This window comes from Pseudomonas sp. 1912-s (assembly GCF_029269205.1).
In the GTDB taxonomy this organism is placed as follows: Bacteria; Pseudomonadota; Gammaproteobacteria; order Pseudomonadales; family Pseudomonadaceae; genus Aquipseudomonas.
In genome coordinates this window covers 71285-90757 of sequence record NZ_JARIXR010000017.1, presented here as the reverse complement: position 1 = coordinate 90757, position 19473 = coordinate 71285, and the positions used below count along the sequence as shown (strand labels likewise).

The 19473-nt window shown below is 60.0% G+C and carries 15 protein-coding genes; all 15 read left to right on the top strand.

Features of this window, described 5'->3' with window-relative positions; genetic code table 11:
- The first annotated feature begins 13 nt into the window (after nucleotides 1–13).
- The 15 genes from uppS to P3C29_RS20710 all read left to right on the top strand — a co-directional run bounded on the left by uppS (nucleotide 14) and on the right by P3C29_RS20710 (nucleotide 19470).
- Nucleotides 14–769, top strand: coding sequence for a polyprenyl diphosphate synthase (gene uppS / locus P3C29_RS20780; protein WP_003219323.1), 756 nt, complete (start codon nucleotides 14–16; stop codon nucleotides 767–769).
- Nucleotides 769–1575 (top strand): phosphatidate cytidylyltransferase, encoded by an 807-nt coding sequence (locus P3C29_RS20775; RefSeq protein WP_275965323.1) that lies wholly within the window; start codon nucleotides 769–771, stop codon nucleotides 1573–1575. Before uppS ends, P3C29_RS20775 begins: the two co-directional genes overlap by 1 nt.
- Nucleotides 1572–2762: a 1-deoxy-D-xylulose-5-phosphate reductoisomerase gene (gene ispC / locus P3C29_RS20770; protein ID WP_010176754.1), complete on the top strand. Its 1191-nt coding sequence runs from the start codon at nucleotides 1572–1574 to the stop codon at nucleotides 2760–2762. The genes P3C29_RS20775 and ispC overlap by 4 nt, the downstream gene beginning before the upstream one ends.
- 53 nt (nucleotides 2763–2815) lie before the next feature.
- Nucleotides 2816–4168: a sigma E protease regulator RseP gene (gene rseP, locus P3C29_RS20765; protein WP_275965322.1), complete on the top strand. Its 1353-nt coding sequence runs from the start codon at nucleotides 2816–2818 to the stop codon at nucleotides 4166–4168.
- Nucleotides 4169–4242: 74 nt separating this feature from the next.
- Entirely contained in the window at nucleotides 4243–6630 is a 2388-nt protein-coding gene (gene bamA / locus P3C29_RS20760; RefSeq protein ID WP_010176752.1) for an outer membrane protein assembly factor BamA, read from the top strand.
- A 45-nt stretch (nucleotides 6631–6675) separates the two neighbouring features.
- Nucleotides 6676–7179, top strand: coding sequence for an OmpH family outer membrane protein (locus tag P3C29_RS20755; protein WP_003219314.1), 504 nt, complete (start codon nucleotides 6676–6678; stop codon nucleotides 7177–7179).
- A 3-nt stretch (nucleotides 7180–7182) separates the two neighbouring features.
- A complete protein-coding gene (lpxD, locus tag P3C29_RS20750; protein ID WP_275965321.1) occupies nucleotides 7183–8238 on the top strand; it encodes a UDP-3-O-(3-hydroxymyristoyl)glucosamine N-acyltransferase in 1056 nt (351 codons plus the stop codon).
- A gap of 110 nt (nucleotides 8239–8348) precedes the next feature.
- Nucleotides 8349–8789, top strand: coding sequence for a 3-hydroxyacyl-ACP dehydratase FabZ (gene fabZ, locus P3C29_RS20745; RefSeq protein WP_003219309.1), 441 nt, complete (start codon nucleotides 8349–8351; stop codon nucleotides 8787–8789).
- Nucleotides 8786–9562, top strand: coding sequence for an acyl-ACP--UDP-N-acetylglucosamine O-acyltransferase (lpxA, locus tag P3C29_RS20740; protein ID WP_088423007.1), 777 nt, complete (start codon nucleotides 8786–8788; stop codon nucleotides 9560–9562). Before fabZ ends, lpxA begins: the two co-directional genes overlap by 4 nt.
- Nucleotides 9563–9564: 2 nt before the next feature.
- On the top strand, nucleotides 9565–10704 hold the full coding sequence (gene lpxB / locus P3C29_RS20735) for a lipid-A-disaccharide synthase (protein ID WP_275965320.1): 1140 nt from the start codon (nucleotides 9565–9567) through the stop codon (nucleotides 10702–10704).
- Entirely contained in the window at nucleotides 10701–11333 is a 633-nt protein-coding gene (gene rnhB / locus P3C29_RS20730) for a ribonuclease HII (protein WP_201121573.1), read from the top strand. The genes lpxB and rnhB overlap by 4 nt, the downstream gene beginning before the upstream one ends.
- Before the next feature lie 113 nt (nucleotides 11334–11446).
- Entirely contained in the window at nucleotides 11447–14968 is a 3522-nt protein-coding gene (dnaE, locus tag P3C29_RS20725) for a DNA polymerase III subunit alpha (protein ID WP_201121572.1), read from the top strand.
- A 139-nt stretch (nucleotides 14969–15107) separates the two neighbouring features.
- A complete protein-coding gene (locus P3C29_RS20720; RefSeq protein WP_201121571.1) occupies nucleotides 15108–16055 on the top strand; it encodes an acetyl-CoA carboxylase carboxyltransferase subunit alpha in 948 nt (315 codons plus the stop codon).
- 190 nt (nucleotides 16056–16245) lie between these two features.
- On the top strand, nucleotides 16246–17565 hold the full coding sequence (gene tilS / locus P3C29_RS20715) for a tRNA lysidine(34) synthetase TilS (RefSeq protein WP_275965319.1): 1320 nt from the start codon (nucleotides 16246–16248) through the stop codon (nucleotides 17563–17565).
- 273 nt (nucleotides 17566–17838) lie between these two features.
- Nucleotides 17839–19470: a CTP synthase gene (locus tag P3C29_RS20710; RefSeq protein WP_003219298.1), complete on the top strand. Its 1632-nt coding sequence runs from the start codon at nucleotides 17839–17841 to the stop codon at nucleotides 19468–19470.
- Nucleotides 19471–19473: the final 3 nt, after the last annotated feature.

The window sequence follows — 19473 nt, the reverse complement described above, 5'->3', positions numbered from 1 at the left end:
TCAGGACGCCTTCATGGAAAAGACCAAGCAGACTGTGCCCTCCGTGGTGCCGCGCCATGTCGCGATCATCATGGACGGGAATAATCGCTGGGCGAAGAAGCGCTTTATGCCGGGTGTTGCCGGGCATAAAGCGGGTGTCGATGCTGTACGTGCCGTGATCGAGGTGTGTGCCGAGGCCAAGGTCGAAGTGTTGACCCTGTTCGCGTTCTCCAGTGAAAACTGGCAGCGCCCGGCCGAGGAAGTCAGTGCCTTGATGGACCTGTTCTTCAAGGCCCTGCGTCGTGAGGCCAAGCGCCTGAACGAGAACAACATCAGCCTGCGCATCATTGGTGACCGCTCGCGGTTCCATCCCGAGCTGCAGGCGGCGATGCGTGAGGCCGAGGCGATCACTGCCGGCAGCAACCGTTTTGTGCTGCAGATTGCAGCCAACTACGGTGGCCAGTGGGATATCGCCCAGGCTGCGCAGCGTCTGGCGCGGGAAGTACAGGCCGGTCATTTGCGTCCGGAAGACATCACGCCCGAGCTGTTGCAAACCTGTCTGGTGACCGGCGACCTGCCGTTGCCCGACCTGTGCATTCGTACCGGTGGCGACCACCGCATCAGCAACTTCCTGTTGTGGCAGTTGGCCTATACCGAATTGTACTTCTCCGACCTGTTCTGGCCGGACTTCAAACACGATGCCATGCGCAATGCGCTGGCCGATTTCGCTTCCCGTCAGCGTCGTTTCGGTAAAACGAGCGAGCAGATCGAAGCTGGAGCCCGGGTTTAATGCTTAAACAACGAATCATCACGGCGCTGATCCTGCTGCCCATTGCCCTGTGCGGGTTTTTCCTGCTTGAAGGGGCGAACTTCGCGCTGTTCATCGGCCTGGTCGTGACGCTGGGTGCCTGGGAATGGGCGCGACTGGCCGGTTTCGCCGCGCAGTTGCCGCGTGTGGTGTACGCCGCAGTTGTGGCGCTGTTGATGTTCCTGATGTACATCCTGCCGGACGTAGCGCCCTGGGTGTTGGGGGCGGCGGTGTTGTGGTGGGCGTTGGCGACCTATTTGGTGCTGACTTTTCCTGGCTCCAGCAGCCACTGGTCCAGTGTCGCCTGCAAGCTGGTGATCGGCCTTTTGATTCTGCTGCCCGCCTGGCAAGGGCTGGTCTACATCAAGCACATGCAGTTGGGTAACTGGCTGATCATGGCGGTGATGGTGCTGGTGTGGGGGGCCGATATCGGTGCCTACTTCTCCGGCCGTGCTTTCGGCAAGCGCAAGTTGGCGCCGGCTGTCAGTCCGGGCAAAAGCTGGGAGGGCGTGTATGGCGGCCTGGCATTGACCCTGGTGATTACCGTTGTGGTCGGCGTGGTGCGTGGCTGGACCGTCAAGGAAGTGCTCTTGTCCCTGGTGGGTGCGGCCGTGGTCGTGTTCATCTCGGTGATCGGTGACCTGACCGAAAGCATGTTCAAGCGCCAGGCCGGGATCAAGGACAGCAGTAACCTGCTGCCGGGTCACGGTGGCGTGCTCGACCGTATCGACAGCCTGACGGCTGCGATCCCGATCTTTGCCGTGCTGCTGTGGATGGCTGCCTCGTGAGCCGCCTGCAACAGGTCACCGTGCTGGGCGCTACCGGCTCGGTGGGGCTAAGCACCCTCGATGTCATTGGCCGTCATCCCGAGCGTTATCAAGTATTCGCATTGACCGGTTTCAGTCGCCTGAGCGAGCTGCTGGCATTGTGTGTGCGCCACGCTCCGCAATACGCAGTCGTGCCCGAAGCGGCAGCAGCACGTGGCTTGCAGGACGACCTGCGCGCTGCGGGCCTGGCGACCCGGGTGCTGGTGGGGGAGGAGGGGTTGTGCCAGGTGTCGGCTGACCCTGATGTCGACACCGTAGTCGCGGCAATTGTCGGCGCTGCCGGCTTGCGTCCGACCCTGGCCGCCGTTGATGCGGGCAAGAAGATTCTGCTGGCCAATAAAGAAGCCCTGGTAATGTCCGGTGCGCTCTTTATGCAGGCGGTGCGCAAGAGCGGCGCCGTGCTGTTGCCGCTGGACAGCGAACACAATGCGATTTTCCAGTGCATGCCCGGTGATTTTGCGCGTGGGTTGAGCCAGGTTGGGGTGCGTCGGATTCTGCTGACAGCCTCTGGCGGTCCGTTCCGGCAGACACCGCTGGCCGACCTGGAGCATGTTTCCCCTGATCAGGCGTGTGCGCATCCGAACTGGTCCATGGGTCGCAAGATCTCGGTGGACTCGGCGAGCATGATGAACAAGGGCCTGGAATTGATCGAGGCCTGCTGGCTGTTCGATGCCCGGCCGGATCAGGTCGAGGTGGTGATCCACCCGCAAAGTGTGATTCATTCCCTGGTGGATTACGTGGATGGCTCGGTGTTGGCCCAGTTGGGTAACCCGGACATGCGCACGCCGATCGCCAATGCCCTGGCCTGGCCGGAGCGAATTGACTCGGGTGTTGCGCCGCTGGATCTGTTTGCCATCGCCCGTCTGGATTTCGAAGCCCCCGACGAGCAGCGGTTTCCTTGCCTGCGCCTGGCGCGGCAGGCGGCAGAGGCGGGTAACAGCGCGCCGGCGATGCTGAATGCGGCGAACGAAGTGGCGGTGGCGGCGTTTCTTGAACGGCGCATCCGTTTTCCGCAGATCGCGAGTATCATCGAAGACGTTTTGAACCTTGAACCTGTGGTTGCCGTGAATGATCTGGGCGCGGTGTTCGAGGCGGATGCAAAGGCCCGGGCCTTGACCGGGCAATGGTTGAACCGCAATACGCGTTAGCCTTTGGGCGTGTTTTAGCCTTCAGGGACTGGATTGAGATGCGGAGAAATTAGATGAGTGCGCTCTACATGATTGTCGGCACCCTGGTTGCTCTGGGTGTGCTGGTTACCTTCCACGAGTTCGGCCATTTCTGGGTCGCGCGTCGTTGCGGCGTCAAGGTACTGCGCTTTTCCGTAGGCTTCGGAATGCCCTTGCTGCGCTGGCACGACCGTCGCGGCACCGAGTTTGTGATCGCGGCCATTCCGTTGGGTGGCTACGTCAAGATGCTCGATGAGCGCGAAGGCGAAGTGCCGGCTGATCAGTTGGATCAATCCTTTAATCGCAAGACCGTCCGTCAGCGCATTGCCATCGTCGCAGCGGGTCCGATCGCCAACTTTCTGTTGGCCATGGTGTTCTTCTGGGTCCTGGCCATGCTGGGCAGCCAGCAGGTGCGTCCGGTCATTGGTGCCGTCGAGCCGGACAGCATGGCGGCCAAGGCTGGCCTGACCGCCGGGCAGGAAATTGTTGCAGTTGATGGCGAGCCAACCACGGGGTGGGGCGCGGTCAATTTGCAGTTGGTGCGTCGTCTGGGTGAAAGCGGCATCGTGAAACTGGTGGTGCGTGAGCAGGACTCCACCGCTGAAACGCCGCGCGAGCTGACCCTGGACCACTGGCTGAAGGGCTCCGATGAGCCTGATCCGATCAAATCCCTGGGCATTCGTCCATGGCGCCCGGCCTTGCCGCCGGTACTGGCAGAGCTGGATCCGAAGGGGCCGGCCCAGGCCGCAKGTCTGAAAACCGGTGACCGCCTGCTGGCGCTTGATGGCCAGGCACTGAACGACTGGCAGCAAGTGGTCGACCTGGTGCGTGTACGCCCTGATACCAAAATTGTGCTGAAAGTCGAGCGCGATGGTGCTCAAATCGACGTCCCCGTAACCCTGGCCGTTCGCGGGGAAGCCAAGGCGGCCGGGGGTTACCTGGGCGCAGGGGTCAAAGGTGTCGAGTGGCCACCTTCGATGGTGCGAGAGGTCAGTTTCGGACCGGTGGCGGCAATTGGCGAGGGTGCGAGACGCACCTGGACCATGAGTGTGCTGACCCTCGATTCCCTCAAGAAAATGTTGTTCGGCGAGCTCTCGGTAAAAAACTTGAGTGGACCGATAACCATTGCTAAAGTGGCGGGCGCTTCTGCCCAGTCGGGCGTTGTAGATTTCCTGAATTTCCTGGCTTATCTGAGTATTAGTCTTGGGGTTCTGAATTTGTTGCCCATTCCAGTATTGGATGGGGGGCATCTGTTGTTTTATCTGGTCGAGTGGGCGCGTGGTCGCCCCTTGTCGGATCGGGTGCAGGGTTGGGGGATACAGATCGGTATCAGTTTGGTGGTCGGGGTGATGTTGTTAGCCCTGGTCAACGATCTGGGACGACTGTAACGCTTCGCTGAATTGCGAATCTGCCGCATTTTGCGGCAGTTTGTTTATTGCCAGTTGGAATAAGAAAGGACTTCATGAAACGTCTGCTGCTAACTGCGGTTCTCACCGTATTGATGATCGCCGAAGTTCACGCCGAGTCCTTCACCATCTCCGATATTCGCGTCAACGGCCTCCAGCGGGTTTCCGCGGGTAGCGTCTTTGGTGCCTTGCCGTTGAACGTCGGGGAACAGGCTGATGACCGTCGCCTGGTGGAATCCACTCGTGCGCTGTTCAAAACCGGGTTCTTTCAAGATATCCAACTGGGTCGTGAAGGCAACGTCCTCGTCATCACTGTCGTCGAGCGGCCTTCTGTCGCCAGTATCGAGATCGAAGGCAACAAGGCGATCTCTACTGAAGACTTGATGAAAGGTCTCAAGCAATCCGGCCTTGCCGAAGGCGAGATCTTCCAGCGTGCCACCCTTGAAGGCGTGCGTAACGAGCTGCAACGCCAGTACGTTGCCCAGGGTCGTTACTCGGCCACCGTCGAGACTGAAGTGGTCCCGCAGCCGCGTAACCGCGTTGGCCTGAAGGTCAATATCAATGAAGGTACCGTGGCGGCCATCCAGCACATCAACGTGGTGGGTAACACCAAGTTCGCTGATGACGACCTGATCGACCTGTTCGAACTCAAGACCACCAACTGGCTGTCGTTCTTCAAGAACGATGACAAGTACGCCCGCGAAAAACTGTCCGGTGACCTGGAGCGTCTGCGTTCCTACTACCTGGACCGTGGCTATATCAACATGGATATCGCTTCGACCCAGGTGTCCATCACCCCGGACAAGAAGCACGTCTATATCACTGTCAACGTCAACGAAGGCGAGAAGTACAAGGTTCGTGACGTCAAGCTCAGCGGTGACTTGAAAGTGCCTGAAGACCAGGTCAAGTCCCTGTTGCTGGTGCAGAAAGACCAGGTGTTCTCGCGCAAGCTGATGACCACCACGTCCGAGCTGATCACCCGTCGCCTGGGTAACGAAGGCTATACCTTCGCCAACGTCAACGGCGTACCGACCCCGCACGATGAAGACCACACCGTTGACATCACCTTCGTCGTCGATCCGGGCAAGCGTGCCTACGTGAACCGCATCAACTTCCGTGGCAACACCAAGTCTGCTGACGAAGTGCTGCGCCGTGAAATGCGTCAGATGGAAGGTGGCTGGGCGTCGACTTACCTGATCGACCAGTCCAAGGTTCGCCTTGAGCGTCTGGGCTTCTTCAAGGAAGTCAACGTCGAAACCCCGGCTGTACCGGGTGTGGATGACCAGGTTGACGTGAACTACGCCGTAGAAGAGCAGGCTTCCGGTTCGATTACCGCGAGTGTCGGTTTCGCCCAGAGTGCCGGTCTGATCCTCGGTGGCTCGATCACCCAGAACAACTTCCTCGGTACCGGTAACAAGGTTTCCATCGGCCTGACCCGAAGCGAATACCAGAGCCGCTATAACTTCGGTTATGTCGACCCCTACTGGACTGCTGACGGTGTGAGCCTGGGCTACAACGCCTTCTACCGCACAACCGACTACAAAGACCTCGACGTCGACGTTGCAAGCTATGCAATCGACAGCCTGGGTGTTGGCGCCAACATTGGTTACCCGATCAGTGAGACCTCGCGTCTGACCTTCGGCCTGACCGCGCAACAAGACAAGATCAAGACCGGTGTGTACACCGTGGATGAGATCTTCAACTTCGTGCGTAAAGAAGGTGACCAGTTCCTGAACTTCAAGGCTTCGGCCGGTTGGTCGGAATCGACCCTGAACAAAGGCGTACTGGCAACCCGTGGCCATTCCCAGAGCCTGACTCTGGAAGCAACCACGCCGGGCAGCGACCTGTCGTTCTTCAAGCTCGACTACCGTGGCCAGTTGTTCCAGCCATTGAGCGAAAACTACACCATGCGCCTGCACACCGAACTGGGTTACGGCGATGGTTATGGTTCGACCAGCGGCTTGCCGTTCTATGAGAACTACTATGCTGGTGGTTTCAACTCGGTACGTGGCTTCAAGGACAGCACCCTGGGTCCTCGTGGTACCCCAAGCCGTGGCGTGGGCGTGACCGGTAACCAAGGTACCGTGGCTGACTCGGACAACGACCCGCTGCCATTCGGTGGTAACGTTCTGATCCAGGGTGGTGCGGAGATCCTGTTCCCGCTGCCATTCGTGAAAGATCAGCGTTCCCTGCGTACTTCGGTCTTCTGGGATGTGGGTAACGTGTTCGACTCCAAGTGCGAACAGGTCACCAACCCCAATGGCTCGAAGTCCAACACGCAGTGCAACGACGTAAGTCTGAGCAACCTGGCAAGCTCTGTCGGTGTGGGTGTGACCTGGGTGACGGCGCTGGGCCCGTTGAGCTTTGCTCTGGCCATGCCGATCAAGAAACCGGATAACGCTGAAACCCAGATTTTCCAATTCTCCCTCGGCCAGACGTTCTAAGCGTCTGACCCAAGATAACGACAACGGATTCTGTAGGAGTACATCGTGCGTAAGTTGACTCAATTGGTTCTCCTGGCGACTGTCCTGGTAGCGACCCCGGCCTTTGCCGAAATGAAGATTGCTGTTCTGAACTATCAGATGGCCCTGCTGGAATCCGATGCGGCCAAGAAATATGCCGTGGATGCAGAGAAGAAGTTCGGTCCTCAACTGACCAAGCTCAAGACTCTGGAAAGCAGCGCCAAAGGTATCCAGGACCGTCTGGTAGCCGGTGGCGACAAGATGCAGCAAGGCGAGCGCGAGCGTCTGGAGCTTGAATTCAAGCAAAAGGCCCGTGACTACCAGTTCCAGTCCAAGGAGCTGAACGAAGCCAAGGCTGTTGCTGACCGTGAAATGCTCAAGCAGCTCAAGCCGAAACTCGACAGCGCCGTGGAAGAAGTCATCAAGAAAGGTGCCTTTGACCTGGTGTTCGAACGCGGCGCCGTCATCGACGTTAAACCTCAGTACGACATCACCCGTCAGGTGATCGAGCGCATGAATCAGCTGAAGTAAGCCATGACTGCGACTATCAAGCTCGGCCAATTGGCCGAGTTCCTGGGGGCCACCTTACGTGGCTCCCCGGAGAAGGAAATTACTGGGCTAGCCACCTTGCAGGAGGCTGGCCCAGCTCAGTTGAGCTTCCTGGCAAACCCCCAATACCGTAAATACCTGGGCGACAGCCGCGCCGCAGCTGTGTTGCTGAAGGCCGCTGATGCCGAAGGGTTTACCGGGGATGCGCTGGTTGTTGCCGACCCGTACCTGGCATACGCCAGGGCGTCGCACCTGTTCGATCCAAAACCCAAGGCTGCTGCCGGTATCCATCCGACTGCGGTGATCGCCGATGACGCGCAGGTCGACCCTGCCGCGAGCATCGGTGCTTTTGTGGTGATCGAAAGTGGCGCGCGCATCGGCGCGGGCGTGACGATCGGCACGCAGTGCTTTATCGGTGCCCGCAGTGAGGTGGGTGCCGGTGGTTGGCTGGCTCCGCGCGTGACCCTGTACCACGATGTGCGTATCGGCGAACGTGTCGTGATTCAGTCGGGCGCCGTGATCGGTGGCGAGGGCTTCGGCTTCGCCAACTCGAAGGGCGTGTGGCACAAGATTGCCCAGGTGGGCGGCGTGTTGATCGGCGACGACGTTGAAATTGGCGTCAATACGGCTGTTGACCGCGGTGCCCTGGCCGATACCGTCATTGGTAACGGCGTGAAACTGGATAACCAGATTCAGATCGCCCACAACGTGCAGATTGGCGATCACACCGCCATGGCCGCATGCGTGGGGATTTCCGGCAGCACCAAGATTGGCAAGCATTGCATGCTCGCCGGCGGTGTTGGCCTGGTGGGCCATATCGAAGTGTGCGACAACGTATTCATTACCGGCATGACCATGGTGACCCATTCGATTACCGAACCTGGGTCCTATTCATCCGGTACGGCCATGCAGCCTGCGGCCGAATGGCGCAAGAGCGCGGCGCGTCTGAGGCAGCTCGACGATATCGCTCGGCGCCTGAAACATCTGGAAAAGCGTGTTGGGGACGTGACCCCTGGCGGTAATGCTTCATCAGATGGCTGATACCATTTCCATATCAAGTGTGCACAGCCGCTAGACTGCCTCCTTGATTTGCTAGAGGGGCGTGCCTTAGTCCGCACGCTCCCAATCTTTATTACAGGCTTCCCCCCGAAATGATGGACATCAACGAGATTCGCGAATACCTGCCTCACCGTTACCCGTTCCTGCTGGTGGACCGGGTGACGGACCTCAATGTTGAGGAAAAGCGCATTCGTGCCTACAAGAATGTCAGCATCAACGAACCATTCTTCAACGGTCACTTCCCTGCGCATCCGATCATGCCGGGCGTGTTGATCATTGAAGCGATGGCCCAGGCTGCCGGTATCCTTGGTTTCAAAATGCTCGACCTGAAGCCTGCCGATGGCACGCTCTACTATTTCGTGGGCTCCGACAAACTGCGCTTCCGCAACCCGGTCACTCCGGGCGATCAGTTGATCCTGGAAGCCAAGTTCATCAGCTGCAAGCGCCAGATCTGGAAGTTCGAATGCCAGGCTTCGGTCGATGGCAAGCCGGTGTGCTCGGCTGAAATCATCTGTGCGGAACGCAAACTATGAGTTTGATTGACCCTCGCGCAATCATCGATCCGACGGCCGTACTGGCCGCCGACGTTGAGGTCGGCCCCTGGTCGATCGTCGGCGCAGGTGTGGAAATCGGCGAGGGGACAGTCATCGGGCCGCACGTGATCCTCAAAGGCCCGACGCGGATTGGCAAACATAACCGCATCTATCAGTTTTCATCGATAGGCGAAGACACCCCGGACATGAAGTACAAGGGTGAAGAAACGCGCCTGGTAATCGGTGATCACAACATCATCCGTGAAGGCGTGACCATTCACCGCGGTACCGTTCAGGACCGCGCCGAGACCACCCTGGGTGATCACAACCTGGTGATGGCCTATGCGCACATCGGTCATGACAGCGTGATCGGCAACCATTGCATCCTGGTCAACAACACCGCGTTGGCCGGGCATGTGCACGTTGACGATTGGGCGATCCTGTCCGGTTTCACCCTGGTCCATCAGTACTGCCATATCGGCGCCCACAGCTTTTCCGGCATGGGTACCGCGATCGGCAAGGACGTTCCGGCGTTTGTAACGGTATTCGGCAACCCGGCCGAAGCACGCAGCATGAACTTCGAGGGCATGCGCCGTCGGGGGTTCAGCGAAGACGCGATCCACGCTCTGCGCCGTGCCTACAAAGTGGTTTACCGCCAGGGGCTGACGGTTGACCAGGCCTTGACCGAACTGACGGAGCCAGCCGCACTGTTTCCGGAAGTTGCGATATTCCGTGACTCGATCCAGTCGTCGACTCGCGGCATCACCCGCTGATCATGGCCAAGCTGCGTATAGCGTTGGTGGCCGGAGAAGCTTCCGGCGATATTCTCGGTGCAGGCCTGATGCGAGCCCTCAAGGCTCAGCATCCGGCGGTTGAATTCATCGGTGTCGGCGGCCCGCTGATGCAGGCTGAAGGCTTGACGTCCTACTTTCCCATGGAGCGCTTGTCGGTCATGGGGCTGGTAGAAGTGCTGGGCCGTTTGCGCGAGCTGCTGGCCCGCCGCAAAAAGCTGATCCAGACCCTGATCGAAGAAAAGCCCGACGTCTTCATCGGAATCGACGCGCCGGACTTCACCCTCAATATCGAACTCAAGTTGCGTCAGGCCGGGATCAAGACCGTGCACTACGTCAGCCCCTCCGTGTGGGCGTGGCGGCAAAAGCGCGTGCTGAAGATCCGTGAAGGCTGCGACCTGATGCTTACCCTGCTGCCGTTCGAGGCCCGGTTCTACGAAGAGAAGGGCGTGCCGGTGCGGTTTGTCGGCCACACCCTGGCCGACACCATTCCGCTCCAGGCCGACCGTGCGGCGGCTCGTGCCGAACTGGGCTTGCCTGAGGGGCCGTTGGTGGCCTTGATGCCGGGCAGTCGGGGCGGTGAAGTGGGGCGTCTTGGTGCGCTGTTTTTTGATGCCGCAGAACGCCTGCAAGCCCTGAAGCCGGGCGTGCGCTTCGTATTGCCGTGCGCGAGCCCTCAGCGCCGTGCGCAAATTGAAGAATTGCTGGTAGGGCGCAACTTGCCGTTGACCCTGCTCGACGGCGGCTCGCACCTGGCGCTGGCCGCCTGCGATGCGGTGCTGATCGCTTCCGGTACCGCGACCCTGGAGGCCTTGCTCTACAAGCGCCCGATGGTCGTGGCCTATCGCCTGGCGCCGCTGACCTACTGGATTCTCAAGCGGATGGTCAAAAGTCCCTACATCTCCCTGCCCAATTTGCTGGCCCAGCGTCTGCTGGTGCCCGAGTTGTTGCAGGACGATGCGACGCCTGAAGCCCTGGCACGCACTCTTTTCCCGTTGATCGACGGTGGCGAAGAGCAGACTCGTGGGTTTGACGAGATTCACCGCACCTTGCGCCGTGATGCGTCGAATCAGGCAGCGGATGCTGTGCTGACCTTGATCGGCCAAAAACAGGAAGCCCTATGAAGACGCAAATGGGTCTGGATTTCAGCCTGGTGGCCGATGCCCTTGATCTGGTGGCCGGCGTCGACGAAGTGGGCCGTGGCCCGCTGTGTGGCGCGGTCGTCACCGCAGCCGTAATCCTCGACCCGAACCGCCCGATCCTCGGCCTCAACGATTCGAAGAAACTCACTGAAGCCCGTCGCGAAAAACTCTTTGACGAGATCTGTGAGAAGGCCCTGAGCTGGCACATCGCCCGGGCCGAAGTCGAGGAAATCGACAAACTGAACATCCTGCACGCCACCATGCTGGCCATGCAGCGTGCCATTGAAGGCCTGCACATCACCCCAAAAATGGCGATGATCGACGGCAACCGCTGCCCCAAGCTGACGATGCCTGCTGAAGCAGTGGTCAAGGGCGACAGCAAGGTGCCGGCCATTGCCGCTGCGTCGATCCTGGCCAAGGTCAGCCGTGACCGAGAAATGGCGGCTTTTGAATTGATCTACCCTGGCTACGGCATCGGTGGGCACAAAGGCTACCCTACGCCCGTTCATCTGGAAGCTTTGGTGCGCCTGGGGCCAACCCCAATCCACCGCCGCTCGTTCGCCCCGGTTCGCCAGGCTTACGAGGCTCGGGAAAGCCTGATCGAGGTTTAGCGGCAAGGCTGATGTTTTTGCCAAGGCCCGGTACAATCCGGCCTTTAAAGCGCAGTAGCTTTAAATGCCGGATTTCCGGGCCTTGTTGTTTTCACGTTTTGTACAGGATCACTATGCCGGCTTCATTCGTTCACCTGCGCCTGCACACTGAATACTCCCTGGTCGACGGCCTGGTACGGATCAAACCGCTGGTCAAAACCCTGGTGGGCATGAACATGCCTGCCGTGGCGGTGACCGACCAGAACAACATGTGCTCCCTGGTCAAGTTCTACAAGGCCGCCATGGGCGCCGGCATCAAGCCGATCTGCGGCGCCGACCTGTGGCTGTCGAACAAGGACCCGGATAACCCATTGAGCCGCATCAGCCTGTTGGCGATGAACGGCGTCGGTTATCGCAACCTCACCGAACTGATTTCCCGTGGCTTTATCGATGGCCAGCGCAACGGCTCGATCATCATCGAGCGCGAGTGGGTGGCCGAGGCCAGCGAAGGGCTGATCATGCTCTCGGCGGCCAAAGAGGGTGAAATCGGCATCGCGCTGTTGGGCGGCAATCCCCACGAGGCGGAAGTGCTCGCCCGTGAATGGATGGACGTGTTCCCCAACCGGTTCTACCTGGAAATCCAGCGCACCAACCGCCCCAATGATGAAGAGCAGTTGCACGCCGCCGTGGCCCTGGCTGAAAAGCTGGGCGCGCCGCTGGTAGCGACCAACGATGTGCGCTTTATCAGGAAGGAAGACTTCGAGGCTCACGAAACCCGCGTCTGCATTGGCGAAGGCCGAGCGCTGGATGATCCGCGCCGCTCGAAAAACTACAGCGAAGAGCAGTACCTCAAAAGCGCCGATGAAATGGCCGAGTTGTTCAGCGACCTGCCCGAGGCCCTGGAAAACTCCGTTGAAATCGCCAAGCGCTGCAATATTGAAGTGAAGCTGGGCAAGCACTTCCTGCCCAACTTCCCGATTCCCGATGGCATGACCATCGACGAGTATTTCCGCAAGGTCTCGTTCGACGGCCTGGAGGAGCGCCTGAGCGTCCTGCTGCCCAAGGACACCACCGAAGATTACGAAGCCAAGCGCCAGGTCTACGTCGACCGGCTGAATTTCGAGCTGGATATCATCATCCAGATGGGGTTCCCCGGTTACTTCCTGATCGTTATGGACTTTATCCAGTGGGCCAAAAGCAACGGCGTGCCGGTGGGCCCAGGCCGTGGATCGGGTGCCGGGTCGCTGGTGGCCTATGTGCAGAAGATCACCGACCTCGACCCGCTGGAATATGACCTGCTCTTCGAACGGTTCCTTAACCCGGAACGGGTATCGATGCCCGACTTCGACGTCGACTTCTGCATGGATGGTCGCGACCGGGTAATCGAATACGTGGCCGAGAAGTACGGCCGCAACGCCGTAAGCCAGATCATCACTTTCGGTTCGATGGCGGCCAAGGCGGTAATCCGCGACGTGGCCCGGGTGCAGGGCAAGTCCTACGGCCTGGCTGACCGCCTGTCGAAGATGATCCCGTTCGAAGTCGGCATGACCCTGGAAAAAGCCTACGAGCAGGAAGAAATCCTGCGGGACTTCATCAAGGTCGATGAAGAAGCGGCCGAAATCTGGGACATGGCGCGCAAACTCGAAGGCGTGGTGCGTAACGTCGGTAAACACGCCGGTGGTGTGGTTATCGCGCCCACCAAGCTGACGGATTTTTCGCCGATCTATTGCGACGAAGAAGGCGACGGCCTGGTAACCCAGTTCGACAAGGATGACGTGGAGGCGGCCGGCCTGGTGAAGTTCGACTTCCTCGGCCTGCGTACCTTGACGATCATCGACTGGGCGCTGAAGACCATCAACCGCGACCGCGCCAAGGTCAACGAGCCGCCGCTGGATATCGCGTTTATCCCGCTGGACGACAAACCGACCTACAGCCTGCTGCAAAAAGCCGAAACCACGGCCGTGTTCCAGCTTGAATCCCGCGGCATGAAAGAGCTGATCAAAAAGCTCAAGCCCGACTGCCTGGAAGACTTGATTGCACTGGTGGCCCTGTTCCGTCCGGGCCCGCTGCAATCGGGCATGGTGGATGACTTCATCAACCGTAAGCACGGGCGTGCCGAACTGGCTTACCCGCACTCCGATTACCAGTACGAAGGCCTCAAGCCAGTACTGGCACCGACCTACGGCATCATCCTGTATCAAGAACAGGTGATGCAGATTGCCCAGGTCATGGCCGGTTACACCCTCGGTGGCGCGGACATGCTGCGTCGGGCCATGGGTAAGAAAAAACCCGAGGAAATGGCCAAGCAGCGCGGCGGTTTCATTGAAGGTTGCGCCACCAATAACATCGACGCTGACCTGGCCGGTAACATCTTCGACCTGGTAGAGAAATTCGCCGGTTACGGCTTCAACAAATCCCACTCCGCCGCCTATGGCCTGGTGTCGTACCAGACCGCGTGGCTGAAGGCTCACTACCCGGCGCCGTTCATGGCGGCGGTACTGTCTGCGGATATGCACAACACCGACAAGGTCGTGACCTTGATCGAGGAAGTGCGCACCATGAAGCTGCGCCTCGACGCGCCGGACGTGAACACTTCCGAGTTCAAGTTCACGGTGAACGACGAAGGCCGCATCATCTATGGTCTTGGCGCGATCAAGGGCGTGGGCGAAGGCCCGGTGGAGGCGATTACCGAAGCGCGTCAGGACGGGCCGTTCAAGGACCTGTTCGATTTCTGCGCCCGTGTCGACCTCAAACGCATCAACAAACGGACCCTTGATGGCTTGATCCGCAGCGGCGCCCTGGATCGCCTGGGCCCGCACTTCCATGATGAGCCGAAGGCTTACCAGGCCAACATTGACCGCAACCGTGCGGTGCTGCTGACGGCCATGGAAGAAGCGATCAAGGCCGCCGAGCAGACCGCCCGCACCCACGACAGTGGCCACGCCGACCTGTTTGGCGGGCTGTTCGTCGAAGCAGACGCTGACGTCTACGCCAACCACCGCAAGGCCAAGGACCTGACCCTGAAGGAACGCCTCAAGGGCGAGAAAGACACCTTGGGCCTGTACCTCACCGGTCACCCGATTGACGAGTACGAAGGCGAAATCCGTCGCTTCGCCCGTCAGCGCATCATCGACCTGAAGCCGGCGCGGGATACCCAGACCGTCGCGGGCATGATCATCGCCCTGCGGGTGATGAAAAACAAAAAGGGCGACAAGATGGGTTTCATCACCCTCGACGACCGCTCGGGCCGGATCGAAGCGTCGCTGTTTGCCGATGCGTTCCACTCCGCCCAATCGCTGCTGCAGACGGACGCGATGGTGGTGGTGGAAGGGGAAGTCAGCAACGACGACTTCTCCGGCGGCCTGCGCCTGCGGATCAAGCGCGTGATGAGCATGGAAGATGCCCGCACCAATCTGGCCGAAAGCCTGCGCCTGAAAGTGCGCACTGATGCGCTCAAAGGCGATCAGCTACGCTGGTTGGGGGACTTGCTCAAGCGTCATCGTGGCGCGTGCCCGGTGACCATGGAATACACCGGCAATGATGCCAAGGCCATGCTGCAGTTCGGCGAGACCTGGAGAATCGACCCGGGCGATGGCTTGATTCAAGCATTGCGTGACCAGTTCGGGCGTGACAACGTCTTCCTCCAATACCGTTGACGGTCAGGCCGTACAAAGAACGCCTGATCTCGACCGAACATTTAATCTCGACCTAACCGCGCCTCTCCCTTAAGGTAGGGCGCGAATAGACAACCGGCTGGCCAGGCACTCCCTGGCCGTCGACCCAAGACGGACGCTTATGAACCCGAATTTTCTTGATTTCGAACAGCCGATCGCTGACCTGCAAGCCAAGATCGAAGAGCTGCGCCTGGTCGGCAATGACAATTCGCTGAATATCGGCGATGAAATCGCTCGCCTGCAAGACAAGAGCAGCACGCTCACCGAAGACATCTTCGGCAAGCTGACCAGCTGGCAGATCGCGCGCCTGGCCCGCCACCCGCGCCGTCCGTACACCCTGGACTACATCGAGCACATCTTCACCGAGTTCGACGAGCTGCACGGCGACCGTCATTTCTCCGACGACGCGGCCATCGTGGGCGGTATCGCCCGCCTGGACGACCAGCCTGTCATGGTGATCGGTCACCAGAAAGGCCGTGAAGTGCGCGAGAAGGTTCGCCGCAACTTCGGCATGCCGCGCCCCGAAGGCTATCGCAAGGCCTGCCGCCTGATGGAAATGGCCGAGCGCTTCAAGATGCCGATCCTGACCTTCATCGACACCCCGGGCGCCTACCCGGGTATCGACGCTGAAGAGCGCAACCAGAGCGAAGCGATTGCCTGGAACCTGCGGGTGATGGCCCGCCTGAAGACGCCAATCATCGCGACGGTGATCGGCGAAGGCGGTTCCGGCGGTGCATTGGCCATTGGCGTCTGCGACCAACTGAACATGCTGCAATATTCGACCTACGCGGTGATCTCGCCGGAAGGTTGCGCTTCGATCCTGTGGAAAACCGCCGAGAAAGCGCCGGACGCTGCCGAAGCCATGGGCATCACCGCTGATCGCCTGAAAGGCCTGGGCATCGTGGATAAAGTGATCGCCGAACCATTGGGCGGCGCCCACCGTGACCCGGCTGCCGCTGCAGCGACCATTCGTGCCGAACTCAGCTCGCAACTGTCGATGCTCAAGAAGTTCGACAACGAGGCGCTGCTGGCCCGCCGTTACGAGCGACTGATGAGCTACGGCCTCTAAGCTGACGCCTTACTAAATGTGGGAGCGGGCTTGTGTGGGAGCTGGCTTGCCTGCGATAGCATCAACTCGGTGCAATAGATAAACCGAGTTGTCTGCATCGCGGGCAAGCCCGGCTCCTGCACAAGCCCGCTCCCACATTTGCTTTGTGTATGCTGGGTTATCGCATTCCAGATTGACGGCGTCCTTTGCCATGAAGCCCATCTTGACCGCCAAGCTCCTGCAAGCCCTCGCACCCTGGCGCAACGCCCCGGCCTGGCATATCGCTTTCTCCGGCGGTCTCGACTCCACCGTCCTGCTGCACCTTCTGGCCAGTCTGGCCAAAACTGACCCACTCCCGCCACTCAGTGCGCTCCATGTGCATCATGGGCTGCAAGCGGCGGCTGACGCGTGGCCGGCTCATTGCCAGGCCGTGTGTGACGCCCTGGGCGTGCCCCTGCAAGTGATCCGTGTGCACGTGCAACCTGGCGCAAGCCTGGAGCGCGCCGCCCGTGACGCGCGGTATCAAGCGTTTGCCGAGGTCACCGGGGCAGGGGAGTTGCTGATCACCGGCCAGCACCGCGACGATCAGGCCGAAACCTTGTTGTTCCGCTTGTTGCGTGGGGCCGGGGTGCGTGGGCTGGCAGCAATGCCTGCGCAGCGCCCTTTGGGGGGTGGCTACCTGGCGCGGCCACTGCTGGAGGTATCTCGCGCCGTTCTGGAAGCCTACGCCCGTGAGCAGGCCTTGACCTGGATCGAAGACCCGTCCAACGCCGATCCGCGTTTCTCGCGCAATTACCTGCGCCATCATGTTTTTCCGCGGCTGACTGAACGCTGGCCTCAGGCCGTCAGCACCATGGCCCGCAGCGCCGAACACTTGAGCGAAGCCCAGGGTCTGCTCGACGAACTGGCGCAAATGGACCTGCTGGCCGCCAGCCAACCCTCGGTATTTCCCTGGCTGGCGTTGCCGTCGCTGGCCCTTGAGCCACTCGCCGCGCTCTCCGAGGCCCGCCAGCGCAACGCACTCATGCACTGGCTGACACCGCTGACACGCTTGCCCGACAGCGAGCACTGGGCCGGCTGGCAGGCCTTGCGCGATGCCAAGGAAGACGCACAGCCTCTGTGGCGCCTGGCCGACGGCCAATTGCATCGCGGCGGCGGGCGCATCTGGTGGTTACCGGCCAGTTGGCCGGAATTTTTGGATGCGCCGGTGAGCTGGTCACACCCGCAAAACCCACTACAGTTACCCGGTAACGGCCAACTGCATTTCAGTGGCAACGCACCTGAAGGCCCTTTGAGCATCCGATATCGCCAGGGCGGCGAAATCATGGAATTGCCAGGCCGGGGCCGGCGCGACCTGAAGCGGTTGCTTAACGAAAGTGCAGTGCCAGGCTTCATCCGTGGCAGATTGCCGCTGCTGTATCAGGGCCAACAATTGCTGGCCGTGGCCAACCTGCCGGGGCTTGTGGCAGGTGGCCATGCCGGTTGGCAATTACATTGGATGCCACCAACCTGCGATCAAGGTTTGAGCTGATAGAGCCTTTCCGGTAGACTACGCTCCCTTCTTGATACAACTTCTGTGGATTCGCCTGAATCGCAGCAGTTGCCGATTACCAAGCAGTCTTTGCTGGGCGATTCCAAAAAATGTGTAGCGATCAACGTACCGGTGTTTCATTGCTGGTCTGTCACAACGCGGCGGTTTTTTTGAAAGGTGCACTGTGATTAATGCAGGTGATCGGGGGCTTCGGCCTTCCTTCGCTTTCCCCGGCGGCTCGGACCGCTTTAACGCAGACTTCTAGGGTTTTTCATGACGCGCTACATATTCGTCACGGGCGGTGTTGTTTCTTCATTGGGGAAAGGCATTGCCTCCGCTTCATTGGCGGCCATCCTGGAGGCGCGGGGACTTAAGGTCACCATGCTCAAGCTGGACCCGTACATCAACGTTGACCCGGGCACCATGAGCCCGTTCCAGCACGGTGAAGTGTTCGTCACCCACGACGGCGCCGAGACCGACCTGGACCTGGGCCACTACGAGCGGTTCATCCGCACGACCATGACCCAGAACAACAACTTCACCACCGGCCGTGTCTACGAGCACGTGCTGCGCAAGGAGCGCCGTGGTGACTACCTGGGTGCAACCATCCAGGTGATCCCGCACATCACCGACGAAATCAAGCGCCGCATCATCAAGGGTGCAGGCGATGCCGACGTGGCGATGGTCGAGATCGGTGGCACCGTGGGTGACATCGAGTCCCAGCCGTTCCTTGAAGCCATCCGCCAGTTGCGTTTCGAAGTCGGCGCCAAGCGCGCGATGCTGATGCACCTGACACTGGTGCCGTACATCGCTACCGCCGGCGAAACCAAAACCAAGCCTACCCAGCACTCGGTCAAGGAACTGCGTTCCATCGGCCTGCAGCCGGACGTGCTGGTATGCCGCTCCGACCACGCGATCGACATCGCGTCGCGTCGCAAGATCGCCCAGTTCACCAACGTTGAAGAACGTGCGGTCATCGCTCTGGAAGACGCCGACACCATCTACAAGATCCCGGGCATCCTGCATTCCCAGGGCCTGGATGATTTTGTCGTCGAGCGCTTCGGCCTGCAGTGTGGCGGTGCCGATCTGTCCGAGTGGGAAGCCGTGGTCGACGCCAAGCTCAACCCTGAGCATGAAGTCACCATCGCCATGGTCGGCAAGTACATGGAGCTGCTGGACGCCTACAAGTCGCTGATCGAAGCGATGAGCCACGCGGGCATCAGCAACCGTACCAAGGTCAACCTGCGCTACATCGACTCCGAAGACATCGAGAACCAGGGCACTGCGCTGCTGGAAGGCGTTGACGCCATCCTGGTTCCGGGCGGCTTCGGCTTGCGTGGCGTGGAAGGCAAGATCACTGCCGTCCAGTACGCTCGTGAGAACAAGGTGCCGTACCTGGGTATCTGCCTGGGCATGCAAGTGGCGGTCATCGAGTTCGCCCGTAACGTGATGGGCTGGAAAGACGCCAACTCCACCGAGTTCGATCGCACTAGCGGTCACCCGGTCGTGGGCCTGATCACCGAGTGGGAAGATGCCACCGGCGCGGTCGAAACCCGTACCGAAGCCTCCGACCTGGGCGGCACCATGCGCCTCGGCGCGCAGGATTGCCTGCTGGAGCCGGGTTCCCTGGTTCACGATTGCTACGGCAAGGACGTGATCGTCGAGCGTCACCGTCACCGTTATGAAGTGAACAACAACCTGCTGCCGAAAATCATGGAAGCCGGCCTGAAAATCTCCGGTCGTTCCGGTGATGGCGCGCTGGTTGAAGTGGTTGAAGCACCGGATCATCCATGGTTCGTGGCGTGCCAGTTCCACCCGGAGTTCACCTCGACCCCGCGCGACGGTCACCCGTTGTTCAGCGGCTTCGTTAAAGCAGCACTGACGCAACATCAGAAGAAGGCGTAAACC

What these genes read in the sequence shown, in the direction of transcription:
- tilS (WP_275965319.1), top strand. Translation starts at nt 16,246, where the DNA reads ATGAAGCCCATCTTGACCGCCAAGCTCCTGCAAGCCCTCGCACCCTGG.
- dnaE (WP_201121572.1), top strand. Translation starts at nt 11,447, where the DNA reads ATGCCGGCTTCATTCGTTCACCTGCGCCTGCACACTGAATACTCCCTG.
- lpxA (WP_088423007.1), top strand. Translation starts at nt 8,786, where the DNA reads ATGAGTTTGATTGACCCTCGCGCAATCATCGATCCGACGGCCGTACTG.
- P3C29_RS20720 (WP_201121571.1), top strand. Translation starts at nt 15,108, where the DNA reads ATGAACCCGAATTTTCTTGATTTCGAACAGCCGATCGCTGACCTGCAA.
- bamA (WP_010176752.1), top strand. Translation starts at nt 4,243, where the DNA reads ATGAAACGTCTGCTGCTAACTGCGGTTCTCACCGTATTGATGATCGCC.
- lpxB (WP_275965320.1), top strand. Translation starts at nt 9,565, where the DNA reads ATGGCCAAGCTGCGTATAGCGTTGGTGGCCGGAGAAGCTTCCGGCGAT.
- uppS (WP_003219323.1), top strand. Translation starts at nt 14, where the DNA reads ATGGAAAAGACCAAGCAGACTGTGCCCTCCGTGGTGCCGCGCCATGTC.
- P3C29_RS20775 (WP_275965323.1), top strand. Translation starts at nt 769, where the DNA reads ATGCTTAAACAACGAATCATCACGGCGCTGATCCTGCTGCCCATTGCC.
- rnhB (WP_201121573.1), top strand. Translation starts at nt 10,701, where the DNA reads ATGAAGACGCAAATGGGTCTGGATTTCAGCCTGGTGGCCGATGCCCTT.
- P3C29_RS20710 (WP_003219298.1), top strand. Translation starts at nt 17,839, where the DNA reads ATGACGCGCTACATATTCGTCACGGGCGGTGTTGTTTCTTCATTGGGG.
- fabZ (WP_003219309.1), top strand. Translation starts at nt 8,349, where the DNA reads ATGATGGACATCAACGAGATTCGCGAATACCTGCCTCACCGTTACCCG.
- lpxD (WP_275965321.1), top strand. Translation starts at nt 7,183, where the DNA reads ATGACTGCGACTATCAAGCTCGGCCAATTGGCCGAGTTCCTGGGGGCC.